General features: G+C 67.8%; 16 protein-coding genes. 7 read left to right on the top strand and 9 right to left on the bottom strand.

Annotation, left to right across the window (positions count from 1 at the left end; genetic code table 11):
• Positions 1–315: 315 nt before the first annotated feature.
• The 4 genes from LA521A_RS13280 to LA521A_RS13265 all read left to right on the top strand — a co-directional run bounded on the left by LA521A_RS13280 (position 316) and on the right by LA521A_RS13265 (position 5,018).
• Positions 316–2,781: a TonB-dependent receptor plug domain-containing protein gene (locus LA521A_RS13280; protein ID WP_281779353.1), complete on the top strand. Its 2,466-nt coding sequence runs from the start codon at positions 316–318 to the stop codon at positions 2,779–2,781.
• A 136-nt stretch (positions 2,782–2,917) separates the two neighbouring features.
• Positions 2,918–3,250, top strand: a complete 333-nt coding sequence (locus LA521A_RS13275) for a TfoX/Sxy family protein (protein ID WP_281779352.1) — start codon at positions 2,918–2,920, stop codon at positions 3,248–3,250.
• A 740-nt stretch (positions 3,251–3,990) separates the two neighbouring features.
• The gene (locus LA521A_RS13270) at positions 3,991–4,581 is read left to right on the top strand and encodes a YceI family protein (RefSeq protein ID WP_281779351.1); all 591 of its coding nucleotides are present in this window, start codon (positions 3,991–3,993) and stop codon (positions 4,579–4,581) included.
• Between the two features lie 68 nt (positions 4,582–4,649).
• On the top strand, positions 4,650–5,018 hold the full coding sequence (locus LA521A_RS13265) for a DUF1428 domain-containing protein (protein ID WP_281779350.1): 369 nt from the start codon (positions 4,650–4,652) through the stop codon (positions 5,016–5,018).
• Here LA521A_RS13265 and LA521A_RS13260 read toward each other — a convergent pair.
• From LA521A_RS13260 to LA521A_RS13230, 7 genes are all read right to left on the bottom strand, one after another.
• On the bottom strand, positions 4,987–6,315 hold the full coding sequence (locus tag LA521A_RS13260) for an RNA polymerase sigma factor (protein WP_281779349.1): 1,329 nt from the start codon (positions 6,313–6,315) through the stop codon (positions 4,987–4,989). The two genes, LA521A_RS13265 and LA521A_RS13260, sit on opposite strands and share 32 nt — an antisense overlap.
• Before the next feature lie 219 nt (positions 6,316–6,534).
• Positions 6,535–7,074, bottom strand: coding sequence for an SRPBCC family protein (locus LA521A_RS13255; RefSeq protein ID WP_281779348.1), 540 nt, complete (start codon positions 7,072–7,074; stop codon positions 6,535–6,537).
• 10 nt (positions 7,075–7,084) lie between these two features.
• Positions 7,085–7,513 (bottom strand): YciI family protein, encoded by a 429-nt coding sequence (locus LA521A_RS13250; protein WP_281779347.1) that lies wholly within the window; start codon positions 7,511–7,513, stop codon positions 7,085–7,087.
• Positions 7,514–7,545: 32 nt separating this feature from the next.
• A complete protein-coding gene (locus tag LA521A_RS13245) occupies positions 7,546–7,950 on the bottom strand; it encodes a VOC family protein (protein WP_281779346.1) in 405 nt (134 codons plus the stop codon).
• A gap of 53 nt (positions 7,951–8,003) precedes the next feature.
• The gene (locus LA521A_RS13240; protein WP_281779345.1) at positions 8,004–8,414 is read right to left on the bottom strand and encodes a VOC family protein; all 411 of its coding nucleotides are present in this window, start codon (positions 8,412–8,414) and stop codon (positions 8,004–8,006) included.
• Positions 8,415–8,438: 24 nt separating this feature from the next.
• Entirely contained in the window at positions 8,439–8,867 is a 429-nt protein-coding gene (locus tag LA521A_RS13235) for a YciI family protein (protein ID WP_281779344.1), read from the bottom strand.
• Between the two features lie 198 nt (positions 8,868–9,065).
• Positions 9,066–9,950, bottom strand: coding sequence for a LysR substrate-binding domain-containing protein (locus tag LA521A_RS13230; RefSeq protein WP_281779343.1), 885 nt, complete (start codon positions 9,948–9,950; stop codon positions 9,066–9,068).
• Between the two features lie 145 nt (positions 9,951–10,095).
• Between LA521A_RS13230 and LA521A_RS13225 the strand changes: the two genes are divergently transcribed.
• From LA521A_RS13225 to LA521A_RS13215, 3 genes are all read left to right on the top strand, one after another.
• Positions 10,096–10,539, top strand: coding sequence for a cupin domain-containing protein (locus tag LA521A_RS13225; RefSeq protein WP_281779342.1), 444 nt, complete (start codon positions 10,096–10,098; stop codon positions 10,537–10,539).
• 34 nt (positions 10,540–10,573) lie between these two features.
• Positions 10,574–11,473, top strand: a complete 900-nt coding sequence (locus LA521A_RS13220) for a DMT family transporter (RefSeq protein WP_281779341.1) — start codon at positions 10,574–10,576, stop codon at positions 11,471–11,473.
• Positions 11,474–11,649: 176 nt separating this feature from the next.
• Positions 11,650–12,543 (top strand): cyclase family protein, encoded by an 894-nt coding sequence (locus LA521A_RS13215; protein ID WP_281779340.1) that lies wholly within the window; start codon positions 11,650–11,652, stop codon positions 12,541–12,543.
• Between the two features lie 275 nt (positions 12,544–12,818).
• Here LA521A_RS13215 and LA521A_RS13210 read toward each other — a convergent pair whose 3' ends face one another.
• Together LA521A_RS13210 and LA521A_RS13205 are read right to left on the bottom strand one after the other, a co-directional pair.
• The gene (locus tag LA521A_RS13210; protein WP_281779339.1) at positions 12,819–14,141 is read right to left on the bottom strand and encodes an NTP/NDP exchange transporter; all 1,323 of its coding nucleotides are present in this window, start codon (positions 14,139–14,141) and stop codon (positions 12,819–12,821) included.
• A gap of 13 nt (positions 14,142–14,154) precedes the next feature.
• Positions 14,155–15,120 (bottom strand): aldo/keto reductase, encoded by a 966-nt coding sequence (locus LA521A_RS13205; protein WP_281779338.1) that lies wholly within the window; start codon positions 15,118–15,120, stop codon positions 14,155–14,157.
• Positions 15,121–15,329: the final 209 nt, after the last annotated feature.

Genomic DNA, 15,329 nt, shown 5'->3' with positions numbered 1-15,329 from the left:
TCCCGGCGAAGGCCGGGACCCAGGCCCGTGTCGCCGCCGGCACTTGTCGCGTACGGGGGTGACGAGGCGGTTCCACATCCAGAGCCTTCCTTCGGGCCTCCCAGCCTGGGTCCCGGCTTTCGCCGGGATGACGGGGGTAGCGGCCGTGAGGGGAGACGTCTGTGAGGGGAGGCGTCTGGGGAGACGTCGGGCGGCGTCGTTATCACTCCGACTCGCTCAAACGGCGCACGAGCTCCCGCCAAAATCAGCAAACAAAATTGGCAAATTCTTAACATTTCGTTATAGGCTCGGGCTACGCCAATGGAAGGAGTGCCCATGAGCCAGCACCGCCGTCGTCTGTTCCGTGCCCCGCTGTTTCGTGCCATGAACGCCGCGCTGTGGCTGGGGGGCGGCCTGCTGGTCAGCGCCGCGGCTTCGGCCCAGCAGGCGCCGCCGGTGACCGGCGAGCCGCAGACCGTCGCCGAGGCGCGCGCCGAAGAGACCCGCGCGAAGACGCTCGACACCGTGTCCGTGCTGGGTTCGCGCCGCATCCAGCGCTCGTCCGACACGGCCTCGATGTCGCCGGTGGACGTCCTGCCGATGGACCAGGCGGCCGAGGAAGGCGCGCAGTTCGACCTCGCGCAGACCCTGCAGTACGCCTCGCCCTCGTTCACCTCGACCCGCCAGACCGGTGCCGACGGCGCGGACCTCATCGACGGCGCGGCGCTGCGCGGCCTGGGCTCCGACCAGACCCTGGTGCTGGTGAACGGCAAGCGCCGCCACACGGTGTCGCTGGTCAACATCTACGGCGCGCGCAACCGCGGCAACACCGGTACCGACCTCAACTCGATCCCGCTGATGGCGATCGACGCGGTCGAAGTTTTGCGCGACGGCGCGGCGGCGCAGTACGGCTCCGACGCGATCGCCGGCGTCATGAACATCTCGCTCAAGCGCGACAAGGGCTGCGAGGCCGTCGCCGGCTATGGCGAATACACCCGCGGCGACGGCGAGAACTGGCTCGCCACGGCGTACTGCGGTGCCGAACTCGCCACCGGCGGCATGTTCACCGTCACCGGCGAATGGCAGGACCGCGGTCGCTCCGACCGCTCGGTGCCCAAGGGCAGCCCGCGCATCATCGGCGATTCGGAAGTCACCAACCGCACCGTCTACCTCAACGGCGATTCGCCGCTCGGCGATGCGCCGGCCGAGGTGTACTTCACCGCCGGCATGCAGTCGCGCGACGCGTCGTCTGCGGCGTTCGCGCGCGAGGGCATCGGCTCGGAAGACATTCCGTCGCGCAACTCGGCCGCGATGTATCCCGACGGCTTCGTGCCCTTCATCGACGGTGTGCTCGAAGACCGCTACGGCATCCTCGGCCTGCGCGGCGACGCCGCGCAGTGGCATTGGGACCTGTCGCACACCTACGGCTACAACGAGCTGCGCTACACGATCAACAACACCTTGAACGCGTCGCTGGCGAACCTTGACCTGCTCACCGGCGGCGCCGGCATCAGCCCGGCGAGCTTCGACGCGGGCGGCTTCTCGTTCCAGCAGAACACCACCAACTTCGACGTCTCGCGCTATTTCGACAGCGCGCTGGCCGGCGTCAACGTCGCCTTCGGCCTGGAGCAGCGCGAGGAGCGCTACCGCATCCGCGAAGGCGAGGAAGGCTCGTACCTGGACTACGACGGCGCGGGCGAGGGCGGCAATCCGGGCAGCCAGGGTTTCCCCGGTTTCCAGCCCGGCGACGTCACCGACAAATCGCGCGACAGCACCGCCGGGTACGTCGACGTGGAGGTGAACTTCACCGACCGTTTCATGATGGATTACGCGGTGCGTTACGAGGACTACAGCGACTTCGGCAGCACGCTCGACGGCAAGATCGCCGCCGGCTTCCGCGCGACCGACACGGTGATGCTGCGCGGTTCGGTGAGCACCGGTTTCCGCGCGCCGTCGCTGCAGCAGAAGTACTTCTCCTCCACCATCACCGACTTCATCAGCGGCGAGCCGGTGGACGTGGTGATCGCCTCCAACGACAGCGAGCTCGCGCGCCTGGCCGGCGTGCCGAACCTCACCGAGGAGACTTCGCAGAGCGCCACGCTGGGCCTGACCTGGACGCCGCGCGAGAACGTATCGCTGACGTTGGACCTGTACCGCATCGACATCGACGATCGCGTCGTGCTCAGCGGCGACTTCGACACCAGCGATCCGGCGATTGGGCCGATCCTGGAGGCGATGGACGTCGGCCTCGCGCGTTTCTTCTTCAACGCCGTCGACACCAGGACCGAAGGCGCCGACCTCACCGTCACCTACGACTTCGACTGGGCCGATTCGAAGTGGAGCACGTACCTGGGCGCGAACTGGAACAAGACCGAGGTCACCCGCGTGAACACGCCGCCGGCGCTGGCCGGCCGCGAGGACACGCTGCTGCCCGAACGCGACCGCCTCTTCATCGAGAACGGCGCGCCGCGCAGCAAGGCCGTGCTCGGCGTGGACTGGACGCGCGGTTCGTGGTCGGCGAGCGCGAAGGGCATCTACTTCGGCGAGCAGGAACTGGGCACGTTCTCCGGCACCGAAGCGGGCGTGCCGAACCAGCACTACGCGAGCAAGGCCTCGGCGGACGTGAGCCTCACGTATGCCTTCGCCGAGAACACCAAGCTCACCGTCGGCGGTTCGAACGTGTTCGACACCTTCCCGACCCGGCAGAACCCGGACGAGACGGACAACGGCCACATCTACGAGAGCGTGCAGTTCGGCCTGAACGGCGCCGCGTGGTACGTGCGCCTGTGGCACAAGTTCTGAACCACGACGTTTTTCCGACAGGCCGGAGCGAACATTCCGGACGCTGGAACCCCTCTCCCGCTCGCGGGAGGGGGACGGGCGAAGGCAGGCCGCCCCTCGCACCCCTTTCGTCGCCATCGATGCAAACGGTGCCGGCATGACCGACGCATTCCTCGCGCATCTGCACGACCTGCTCGATCCCGCGGGCGAGGTGTCCACGCGTGCCATGTTCGGCGGCCACGGCGTGTACCTGGACGGCGAACTGATCGGCGTGGTGATGGAGGAAGCGTTGTACCTGAAGGTCGACGCCGAAACCCGCCTGCATTTCGAAGCCGCCGGCTGCGAGCCCTACGTCTACCTGGGCCAGGCCGAACCGATCACGATGAGCTACTGGTCCGTGCCGGACATCGCACTGGAATCGCCGGACGCGATGCGGCCGTGGGCGGAGCTGGCGTGGGCGGCGGCTCGGAGGAAGGGGCGGGGGCGGTAGGCGCGGGGGCGGTAGGCGCTTGGTTTTGCTGTTGCGGCTTCCGCTCGTCATCCCGGCGAAGGCCGGGACCCAGGCCCATACCGCGCGGGCACTCCCGCACCGGCGAACAACCCGCACTCAGCGCTTTCGCTTTTGATCGTCATCCCCGCGAAGGCGGGGATCCAGGGACTTTCCACGCTGTCCCGTGAGCCCTTCAGAAGAAGAATCACACGCCAAGCTTCCGATCGCCTGGCGGCGCTCGGGTCACTTTTCTTTGCTTGCCCAAGTCCGACTGGATTCCCTTCGGTCAAAAAGTAACCAAAAGAAAGGGCAGCTCCCCGACAAATCAATCCCACGACCGGACGCGTAGTAGGTGCGTTCGCGATTCGCCATCCATGGCTCAGCGCTCACCGCCGCACATCCTGTGCGGCGCCCGTTGGGGCTAGAGACCTGATGGGCTGTTCGACAGCAAGAGCAACAGCCTTTGTAGCCCGGGTAAGCGAAGCGCACCCGGGTTTGCGCCTCCGAGCCGACAGCGTGGATGTCCTTTTCCCCGAACGTGACGGTGACGACGTTTCGCGGCCGACAGGCTCGCCTGCGTCCCCGGGTGCGCTTCGCTTACCCGGGCTACAAAAGCGGGTAAGCATGAGGCCGCCCATCGATGCAACGCCGTGCCCCCACCCATGTCGATTTCCCCCATCCCCATTCGTCGACTACCTGAAAGCCGCGCAATCGCGGCCACAGCCGACGAGGAAAACCGCATGTCCACCCGCCTTCCGCTCGCCCGCGCGCTGCTCGCCGCCGCGTTATCGTTCTGCGCCGCCACGGCCGTCGCCGCGCCGGCCGTGTACGAGATCGATCCGGCGCACACGTTTCCCAGTTTCGAAGCCGACCACATGGGCATTTCGGTCTGGCGCGGCAAGTTCAACCGCAGCAGCGGGCAGATCACGCTCGATCGCCAGGCGCAGACCGGCAGCGTGAACGTCGTCATCGACACCACGAGCATCGATTACGGCCTGGACGAGATGAACGAGCACGCGCGCAACGACACGCTGCTGGATACAGCGAAGTTCCCGCAGGCGACCTACAAGGGCACGCTGGCCGACTTCCGCGACGGCGCGCCGACGCGCGTGAAGGGCGAGCTGACGCTCCATGGCGTCACCAGGCCGGTGGACCTCACGATCCGGCGCTTCAAGTGCATTCCGCATCCGCTGAACAAGCGCGAGCTGTGCGGCGCCGATGCGTACGGCGATTTCCAGCGCGATGCGTTCGGCATCGACGCCGGCAAGGACTACGGCTTCGACATGACCGTATCGCTGCGCATCCAGGTGGAAGCCACGCGCAAGCCCTGATTTTTCCTTCCGCTAACACCGCTTCCACCATCCTGCGGCCTCCCGCCGCCAAACACAGGAGTGAACCGATGGCCTTCTACGTAGATGGATTCGTCCTTCCCGTCCCGCGCGACAACGTGGACGCGTACAGGAAGCTTGCGCGCACGGCGGGCAAGGTGTGGCTCGAGTACGGCGCGCTGGAGTACCACGAGTGCCTCGCCGACGACGTGCAACCCGGCAAGACCACGTCGTTCCCGCAGGCGGTGAAGCTCAAGCCCGACGAGGTCGTGGTGTTTTCGTGGATCGTCTACAAGTCGCGCAAAGCGCGCGACCGGATCAACGCGCAGGTGATGAAGGATCCGCGCCTGGCCGGGATGGATCCCAAGATGCTGCCGTTCGATGGCCGCCGCATGTTCTGGGGCGGTTTCAAGCCGATCGTTTCGATGATGGCCGAGTAACGGCGTCGTCCGCGCCGGCCGCCGCCGCGCATTCGGCGGCGCGCCGGCGCAGCAGCGCCTGTTCGCGCGCGTTGCGCGTCATCTGCGCGGCGCGTTCGAACTCGCCCTGCGCCTCGCGCCAGCGTTCGAGCTTCTTCAACAGATCGCCGCGCACCGCCGGCAGCAGGTGGTAGTCCTTCAGCGCCGGCTCGCCGGTCAGCGCATCGACGACCGCCAGGCCCGATTCCGGGCCGAACAGCATCGACAGCGCCACGGCGCGATTGAGCTCGATCACCGGCGACGGCGTGATGCGCGCCAGTGCACCGTACAGGCCGGCGATCGCGGCCCAGTCGGTTTCCTCCGGCGTCAGTGCGCGCGCATGGCACGCGGCGATCGCCGCCTGCAACGTGTACGGGCCGCCCGGCGCGGTGCCGCGCGCGATGCTGCCTTTCTGCGCGCGATCGAGCGCACTCAGCCCGCGATGGATCAGCAACTGGTCCCAGCGCGCACGGTTCTGTTCGAGCAGCAGCACCGGGTCGCCGTCAGGCCCGATGCGCGCGGCCGATCGCGATGCCTGGATTTCCATCAGCGCGACCAGTCCGTGCACTTCCGGCTCGGCGGGCATCAGTTCGGCGAGCATGCGGCCCAGGCGCAGCGCGTCCTCGCATAGCCCCGGACGCATCCAGTCGTCGCCGGCGGTGGCGGCATAGCCCTCGTTGAAGATCAGGTAGATCACCGCGAGCACGGACGACAGGCGCTCGTTGAGTTCCTCGCCGCGCGGCATTTCGTAGGGCACCTGCTTCTCGGCGAGCGTGCGCTTGGCGCGCACGATGCGCTGGGCGATGGTGGGCTCGGGCACGAGGAAGGCGCGCGCGATCTCGTCCGTCGTCAGGCCGCCGAGCAGGCGCAGCGTCAAGGCGACCTGCGCATGCGTGGGCAGCACCGGATGGCACGCGGTGAACACCAGGCGCAGCAGGTCGTCGTTGAACGGATTGTCGAGCGCGTCCAGGTGCGCGTCGTCGGCATGCGCCTGCTCGTCTTCGAGTTCGCGCGCGATTTCCTCGTGCTTGCGCTGCTGCAGCTTGCTGCGTCGCAGGCGGTCGATCGCACGATGTTTCGCGGTGGCCATGAGCCACGCGCCGGGCTGGTCCGGCACGCCGGATTCCGGCCATTTTTCCAGCGCCGCCACGAGCGCGTCCTGCGCCAGTTCCTCGGCCAGTCCCACGTCGCGCAGCATGCGCGCGAGCGAGGCGATGAGCCGCGCGGATTCGATGCGCCATACGGCATCGATGGTGCGATGGATATCGGTCGCCGTCATGGCGACGGATGAGAGCATCGCGGGGCGGTGGGTGCAAGTGCGCGAAGTACGTTTTGCGCCGCAGGCGCCGGCAGGTGCGATCGACTGCATTACGACGTCGGCCGCACGGTCCGTCGAAGGGCGCCGGCTTTTGTAGCCCGGGTAAGCGCAGCGCACCCGGGTTCGAGTGGTTTCCGCGCAGCCCCGGGTGCGCTGCGCTTACCCGGGCTGCAACCGCCCTCAGGTGCCCTTGCGCTCGGCGACGTTCTTCAAACCCACCAGCCCGCGTTCGAAGTCCTGCCCGACCATCCGATCCATGCTGAATACGAGCGAGATCAGCTTGCCGATGTAAGGCTGCGGCCCGTGCATCGCCCAGGTGACGCGGCTGGCGCCGTTGCCTTCGGGGACGATGAGGAACTCGGCCGTGTTGTGCGCTTCCATCGGGCGGGTGAAATCCAGCTTGATGCGCACCGCTTCGCCCGGCACGGAGTCGACGATTTCCATGCGCCCCGCGCCGGCCTTCGAATTGCCATCCCACGTGTACACCGCGCCGACGCCGCACGGCGTGCCGGCGATTTCGCGTTTCATCGCCGGATCCAGCGTTTCGAACGGCGACCACGCGCGCCAGCGGTTGAAGTCGTTTACCTGTTCGAACACGCGCTCCGGCGGCGCGTGCACCACGATGCTGCGCTCGACGCGGAACGTGTCCGGCCGCGTGGCCGCGACCACGAGCACGGCCACGATGGCCACCAGCAACGTCGCTGCGATGATCTTCCACATATTGGCGTCCTCAGTCCTTTCGTGCGTGCGCACTGGATTGCTGCATCTGCTCGTACCCGGAACTCGCCTGCTGCAGGTCCTCGGGGAAATCGTCGAACTCCATCACCTGGCGGATCTCGATGGTTTCGTTCTCCGAGGCCGGGCAACGCGACGCCCACGCGATGGCTTCCTCGCGCGACTTCACCTGGAGCATCCAGTAGCCGCCGAGCACTTCCTTGGCTTCGGAGAACGGGCCGTCGGTGACGTGCGGGCGGCCGCCCTCGAAGCTCACGCGCGCGCCCATCGACGGCGGATGCAGCCCGTCGAGCGCGAGCAGTACCCCTGCCTTCTGGAGCGATTGGTTGTATTTCATCATCTCGGCGACGCGGTCCGTCGGCGGCAGCGTGCCGGGCGCGGCGTCCTCGTAGCCCTTGGGGATCATCAGCATCATGAAGCGCATGGTCGTGTCTCCTGCAGGAAGGAACGCGCGCGTCACGCGGCGTCGGGGGTGCCGCTCATGTGCACGAATTCCCAGTGGTTGCCGTCGATGTCCTGGAACGCGCGCGAGTACATGAAGCCGTAATCCTGCGGATCGCCGCCGGAGGTCGCGCCCGCCTTCAACGCCTTGGCGTGGATCTCGTCGACCGCCTCGCGGCTGTCCAGCGACATGCAGGTGATCGCGCCGACGACCTGCCGCGTGTCTGCAACGGGCTTCTTTACGAACGTGCCGAAGAACTCGCGCGTGAGCAGCATCACGTAGATGCTGTCGTCCACGACCATGCAGGCGCCCTTGTCGTCGGTGAACTGCGGGTTGAACGCATAGCCGAGCGATTCGAAGAACGTCTTGGACTTCGGGAGGTCGTGGACGGGAAGGTTGACGAAGATCTGCGTGGACATGGGGATTCCTGTTTGAGGGGTGGGGGCGGATGTGACCGGAACGCGTGGCGCGCTCATTCCTTCTCGCAATTGACCATCCACGACACGCTGAAGCGGTCGACGAACATGCCAAAGCGCGCGGCCCAGAACGTGGGGCCCAGCGGCATGATCACGTGGCCGCCTTCGCTCAATGCGGCGAACACGCGCTCGGCTTCGCTCGCCGTGTCGACGTTGAGTGCGAGCGAGATGCCCTTGATGCCCTCGAACGGATGCTCGGGGACGGAATCGGACCCCATGATCGCCTGGTCGTCGATGACCAGCCGCGCGTGCATGATCCGGTCGCGGTGCGAAGCGGGCACGTGGTCGCACGCGGGCGTGTCGCCGAAACGGTTGAGCGCTTCCAGCGTGCCGCCCAGGCACTGGTGGTAGAAGCGGAAGGCGGCTTCGCACTGGTCGTCGAAGGACAGGTAGGCGTTGATCTTCATGCGCGGTGCTCCTTGTGTGGACCGTTACTGCGCGCGCGCGTCGATGTGCGCGCGGATGCGTTCGCCCTGCGCTTTCAGTTCCGGCGTGACTTCACCGCCGCAGGCGTGGCCTTCGTAGACTCGCCGGATCTCGATCTGGCTCGGGCCGCAGCCGGGGTTGGGGCAGCGCTTCACCCATTCGATCGCCTCCTGCAGCGACGCCGTCTGGAACAGCCAGAAGCCGGCGATGAGTTCCTTGGATTCGGCGAACGGCCCGTCGATCACGCTGCGGCGATCGCCATCGAAACGCACCCGCGCGCCGTGCGAGCTCGCGTACAACCCGGCCGCGTCCAGCAGCACGCCGGCCTTGGCGAGTTCCTCGTTGTAGCGGCCCATCTGTTCGACCAGCTCCGCGCTGGGCGGCGCACCGGTTTCGCTTTCCGGCGTGGCGTGGACGATCACCATGAATTTCATTGTCGTGTCTCCGTATCGGCGCGCGGTTTTGCGCGCTCTTGTGGAGACGACGAAGGGGCGTGGGGGAAATCGACACGGCCTCGAAAAAAGTTTTCCGCTGCGGTGGTAGCCCGGGTAAGCGAAGTGCACCCTGGGGCTGGTCGCGCTTCGTTCCCCGGGTGCGGCTTCGCCTTACCCGGGCTACAAGAGCGCCAGTGCCTACCGCTCCCGGTGTTCGACCAACCAGTCCAGGAACGCCTGCGCCGCCGGTCGCAGGCGGCGGTGCGCGGGATACACCGCGTAATACCCCCATCGCGCCGGCATCGACGGCACGGGCAGGCGGACGAGTTCGCCACGCTCCAGGTAGGGCACCGCGATGCGCGAGCGCGCCAAGGCGATGCCGAGTCCCGCCGCGGCGGCCTTCATCGCGTCGGTGGTATCGCTGAAGGTGTAGCGCTCCTCGAACTTCGCCCCGTGCACGTGCGTGGCGCGGAACCAGTCGTGCCACCCCTGGCGCGCGTGGTCGGCGATGAGCGGATGGCGGGCGAGGTCGGGCGCCGACGCGATGCCGGCCGTCGCCGCGTAGTCGGGCGAGGTCACCGGGAACAGCGACTCATCCATCAGGAAATGCGCCGTCAGCCCCGGCCAGTGGCCCGGCCCGTGGCGGATGCCGAGGTCGGGGCCGCCCTCGTCGAACCGCGTCAGGGCGATCTCGGTATCGACGTTGAGGCTCAGGCCCGGGTGCGCCCGGGTGAAGTCGGGCAGCCGCGGCAGCAGCCACGTGTAGGCCAGCGAGTGCAGCGTCGTGATGCGCACGCGGCCCTCGTCCTCGCGCGAACCGCGCAGGCTGCGCAGCACGCCGTCCACGTCGGCCAGCGCGGTGCCGGCCGCATCGGCGAGCTGGCGGCCCTGCGCCGTCAGCGAGACACCGCGCGCATGGCGCTGGAACAGCGGCACGCCCAGGCGGGATTCGAGCTTGCGGACGTGGTGGCTGACGGCGCTCGCCGTGAGGTGCAGTTCCTCCGCGGCGTGGGCGAAGTTCTGGTGGCGTGCCGCCGATTCGAACGCCGTGAGGGCAGGCAGCCAGTCCGCGCGCAGGGCCATGTGAGCCTCAAATTATTTTTGTGTCTGTCTGCGAAAGTATGCGCTTGTAAGGTCCTGCGCCAGAACGACAATGGCGGTTCGGGTTGAGCCGTATTTCTCGATCGTCGTCGCGCCGCCGCCCGGGCGGGCGACGCAGGAGCCGCACATGGACCGTTCCAACGACACCACGCCGCACGAGGTCGCCTCCAACGACGCCGACTTCGACACCCCGGCGCCCGCCGCGATGCGGGCCTGGCACCTCGACGAGGTGCCCGCGCTGCACATCGGCGAAGGCTGCACGCGGCGCGACCTGCCCGCGGGCCCGGGCGTGCGCGTGTGGGTGGTCGACATGGCGCCGGGCGCGCAGTGGCCGGTGCTGGACCACCACGAAACCGGCGAGTCGTACTACGTCATCGAAGGCGAGGTGATCGAGGGCGCGGCGCGCTTCGGCCCTGGTACCTATGTCTACTTCGCGCCCGACAGCCGCCATCGCCCGCGCACCGACACTGGCGTGCGGCTCATCGGCATGAACCTCGGGTATTCGGCGTTCCTCGCCGCCGGCGGCAGCCCGGAATCCATCACGCACTGCTACCACCCCACGCAGGGCTGACCTGCTTTCACATCCTCCCCCCACGAGGTTTGCGATGAACACCGCTGTGACCGCTCCCGTAGTGCCCGACGCGCGCGAACGCGGCTGGCTGACCCCGCTCGAACTCGCGCTGCTCGGCGCGATCTGGGGCGCCTCGTTCCTTTTCATGCGCGTGGCGGCGAAGGATTTCGGCGCCATGCCGCTGGTGGAACTGCGCCTGGCGCTCGGTTCGCTGGTGCTGCTGCCGTTCCTGTTGCGCTCACGCGCCCAGTTCCCGCTGAAGCTGTGGCCGAAGCTGGCGATCATCGGCGCGGTGAATTCCGCGCTGCCGTTCATGCTGTTCGCGTGGGCCGCGCAGCGTGCGCCCGCGGGCATCGGCGCGATCTCCAATGCGATGACCGTGCTGTTCACCGCGATGGTCGGCGCGCTGTTCTTCCACGAGAAGATCGGCGCACGCCGCGCAATCGCGCTGGTCGTCGGTTTCGCCGGCGTGGTCGTCCTGGCCGGCGACAAGACCGCCGGCGGCGACCAGGTCGGCTGGGCGGTGGCGGCGGGCGCGACGGCGTCGTTCCTGTACGGCATCGGCATCAACCTGGTGCGTCGCCACCTCACCGGCTTGCCGCCGGCCGCGGTGGCGTCGGCGACGCTGGGCGTGTCGGCGGTGCTGACGCTCCCGTTCGCACTGGCGACATGGCCGACGCATGCGATCCCGGCGAAGTCGTGGTTCTCCGTCGCGATGCTCGGCGTCGTCTGCACGGGCCTGGCGTTCGTCATGTACTACCGCTTGATCGCGCGCATCGGCGCGAGCCGCGCATCTACGGTGACCTACCTGATCCCGGTGTTCGGCGTCGCGTGGGCGTGGCTGCTGCTGGACGAACCGCTGACGATCAAGATGGGCATCGCCGGCGCGATGATCCTGGGCAGCGTGGCCTTCAGCCAGCGCGCCGCGAAATGACGCGCCTTTAAGCCCCTCTCCCAGCGGGAGAGGGGTTGGGTGAGGGGCGGGGCGTGCGATGCAACGATGCGCCTCCGTGCCCTTTTCCCTCGCTTCCCGGGCGCTGCGTACCTCACCCTTCCCCAAGCCTCCTCTGCACGCAGGGGAGTGTGCCCTTGTCTTCACGGAACGAGCCCATGACCCAGAAACGCGTCGTCTTCGATTTCGATCTGCAGTTCACCAACGGCGGCGGCATCCAGGGGCAGGACTTCCGCCTCGACATCGAAGGCGACGACATCGACGATGCCGCGCTCGTCGATTACATCGTGCGCGACCTGCGCCTGCTCATGGTCGGGCCCGCGCGCATCCTCAACAAGAAGATCATCGTCGAGGCGCACAAGCGCAAGACGCGCGATGCATCGGACGAGCGCCGCCTCTACATCGAGCTGAGCCACGTCATCGAGGACGGCCTGGTCACGTATCCCGGCCTGCCGGCCGCGCGCATCTGCGATTACCTCAGCCGCGAGCGGTCGCGCGAGGTGTACGAGGCCGGCACCGAGTTCCAGATCGGCCGCATCGACATGGTGGCCAACACCGGCACTTACCTCGACTGTCCGTCCCACCGTTACGAACACGGCCACGATCTGTCGCAGATCGAACCGGAAGCGTTCTGCGACCTCGACGCGATCGTGATCCGCGCCGATCACCGCGACGTGCGCGCGATCGACGCCTCGTGGTTCCGCGACCGCGAGCTGCGCGGCCGCGCCGTGCTGGTGCACACCGGTTGGGATGCGTACTGGCGCGAGGCGTCCTACGCGGTGGAGCACCCGTTCCTGACGCAGGACGCGGCGGAGTACCTGCGCGATTGCGGCGTCAAGCTGGTGGGCATCGACTCGATGAACATCGACGACACCAGCGGAAAATCGCGGCCGGTGCATTCGGTGCTGCTGGGCGCAGACATCCTGATCGTCGAGCACCTGTGCAATCTGGCCGCGCTCCCGGATGAGGGATTCGAGTTCAGCGCGATGCCGCCAAAGGTGCGGGGCATGGGGACGTTTCCGGTGCGGGCGATGGGGAAGTTGCGGGGGTGAGGGTGATGGACCATGCCCGTAACGCGCGGGCACTCCCTCATCGGCCAACCACCCGCCGTCATTCCAGCGAAAGCTGGAACCCATCTTGATGTGGCGTTCTCCCGCTCTGCTCTCGCCGCGGGCCTGGATCCCGGCCTCCGCCAGGATGACGGTGTCGTACGCTTTTGTAGCCCGGGTAAGCGAAGCGCACCCGGGGAACGCGACCGACCTGACTCCCTTCCTTCGCCGGGATGGTTTGAAGGGAAGCCGCGCCAACGCACCCACGCAAGACCTCCCTACCGCCGCAACCCCTCACCCGCGACATCCAACCCTTCCGGCAACGCGTCCTTCTCGATCACGCGCGCCTGCGCACGTGCCAGGCCGGCGCCGGTCAATGCCCACGCCAGTGCAATGGCCGCGCCGAGCAGCGCGGCGATCGCCGGCTGCTGCGCGAGCATGTCGACCAGCGCCTTCGCCCAGCCGCTGACCGCGTCGGCGCCGCGGTACACGACCGAGTCGATGAAGTTCTTCGCCTTGTACTTGGCTTCCGTCGGCACGACGGTGAACAGCATTTCGCGGCCCGGTCGCACGAAGGCGTACTCGCCCGCGCGACGCACGACCATCACCACCGCGAGCACCGCGAACGTCGGCGCGAACGCGAGCCACACGAAACCCAGCATCGTCACCACCGGCACCGCGACCAGCAGCGCCGCCATGCCCAGGCGCTGCACCAGACGCCCGGTGATGAACAGCTGCGAGAGGATCGTCAGGCTCTGCACGATCGCGTCGATGGTGCCGAACACGCGCGTCTGGTCGTCGCGATTGGGGAACTTCATCTCCACCAGTCGGGCCTGTTCGAAGTACAGGAACGTGCTCACGCTCGCCAGCAGCAGCACGAACAGCGAGATGCCCAGCAGGTACGGCGAGCGCAGCACCGTCGTGATGCCGGCGAACGGATGGCCGCCCAGCGGACGCGCACGCGCCTGCGCGGTCAGTTCGTCGCGCACCGGCTGCGCATCGCGCCAGTGCTGCAGGTGCCGCGCGATGCCGATGCCGACCAGCAGCAGCGCCGCGGCGAGCCACAGCAATCCCGCGTGGCCGATCGGGCCGACCAGCGCGATGCCGAGCAGCGGCCCGACCAGTCCGCCCAGGCTCGCGCCGGCGGCCATCAACGCGAACAGCCGCTTGGCCTGCGCGCTGGGGAACAGGTCGACGCACACGCTCCAGATCACCGAGATCGCGATCAGGTTGAACACCGAGATCCAGATGTAGAACGTGCGGGCGATCCACACGTTCTCCGGATCGCGCTGGAAACCCAGCGCGAAGAGAGCCAGGTTCACCGCGAAGAAGCCGAACGTCCACGGCAGGATGCGCCGGCGCGGCACCTTCGAAGCGATCCAGCCGAACAGCGGCATCGCCGCGAGCGTCGCCAGGAACGTGCCGGTGAACAGCCATTGCAGGTTGTCCACGCCGCCGGCGACGCCCATGGTTTCGCGCACCGGCCGCAGCATGAAATAGCCGGCGAACATCACGAAGAAGAGCAGGGCGCCGGTGAGGACCGGACGTTCTTCGCCTTCGGCCACGCCGAAGGTGCGGGCGATGCGCGTGCGCAGGCTCATGCGGCGTCCGTGCTCAGGCCAGCGCCGCGATCAGCGCGTCGCGCTGCTTCGCATCCAGCAGCGTGCCGGTGCCCGCGCGCAGGTTGTCGACCTGGTGCTTCACCTTCGACGTTGCCGGAATCACCACCGTCACCGCCGGATGGCTCAGCACGAACTTCAGGAACAGCTGCGCCCACGAATCCGCGCCGACGTCTTTCGCCCACGGCGGCAGCGGCTTGTCGCGCACCTGCGTGATGAGGCGTCCGTCCTCGAACGCACGGTTGATCATCACCGCGCAGCCCAGTTCCTGCGCGAGCGGGAAGATCGTCTGCTCCGCGCCGCGCGACACGGGCGAGTAGTTGATCTGGATGAAGTCGGGCTTGTACTTGCGCATCTCGTCGGCGAGCTGCGCCTGGCCGTCCTCGCGGTAGTGCGTGAGGCCGGTGTATTTCGTCTTGCCCTGCTGCTTGAGTTCGCGCGCGAGCGCAATCTGCGCCGCGGTGTCGCGCAGGTTGTGCACCTGCAGCAGCTCGACCTTGTCGGTGCGCAGCCGGCGCAGCGAATCGTTGAACTGCTTCAGGCCTTCGTCGCGGCCGGTCACGCCGGAGAGCTTCGTCGCCAGGAACAGCTTGTCGCGCGTCTTCGTCTGCGCGATGAGATCGCCCAGCACGTCCTCGGCGGTGGAGTAGGTGGGTGCGGTGTCGATGAGCGTGCCGCCGGCGGCGACGAAGGCCTCCAGTACTTCACGCAGCGGCGCGCGTTCGCCGGCGTCGGCGCCGGTTTCGAAACTGCCCGAGGTGCCCATGCCGATCACCGGGATCTTCTGGCCGCTGGACGGGATGGTGCGCGTGATGAGCTTGCCGCTGAACGGCTTGGCGGGCACAGCGTTCGAAGCGGCCGCGGCGGGTGGGCGTTCCTGGCTGCAGGCGGCGAGCGGCGCGAGAGCGACGCCCGCGGCGGCCAGGGTGGCGGTGGAGATGAATTCGCGACGGCTGGTCATGGCGATCACTCTCTTCACGGCGGCGGGAAAGCCGATAGTGCCGTTGATAGTGTCGCGGCCGCGCGCAGGGGAGTGCCGTTCGGCACGGTCCATGCGGCGAAATGCCGGAAATGTGGGCCGAGGCGTTGGAGGCGGATGCGGGATGGGAGCGTCGGAGCCGGCACGTCCTTCGACGTCACAGTGGCGGATCCGCGCCGGGCCTGGGTCCC

It is taken from the genome of Lysobacter auxotrophicus, assembly GCF_027924565.1.
GTDB classification, from domain to species: Bacteria; Pseudomonadota; Gammaproteobacteria; order Xanthomonadales; family Xanthomonadaceae; genus Lysobacter_J; species Lysobacter_J auxotrophicus.
This window is presented reverse-complemented; position numbering and strand designations above follow the sequence as displayed.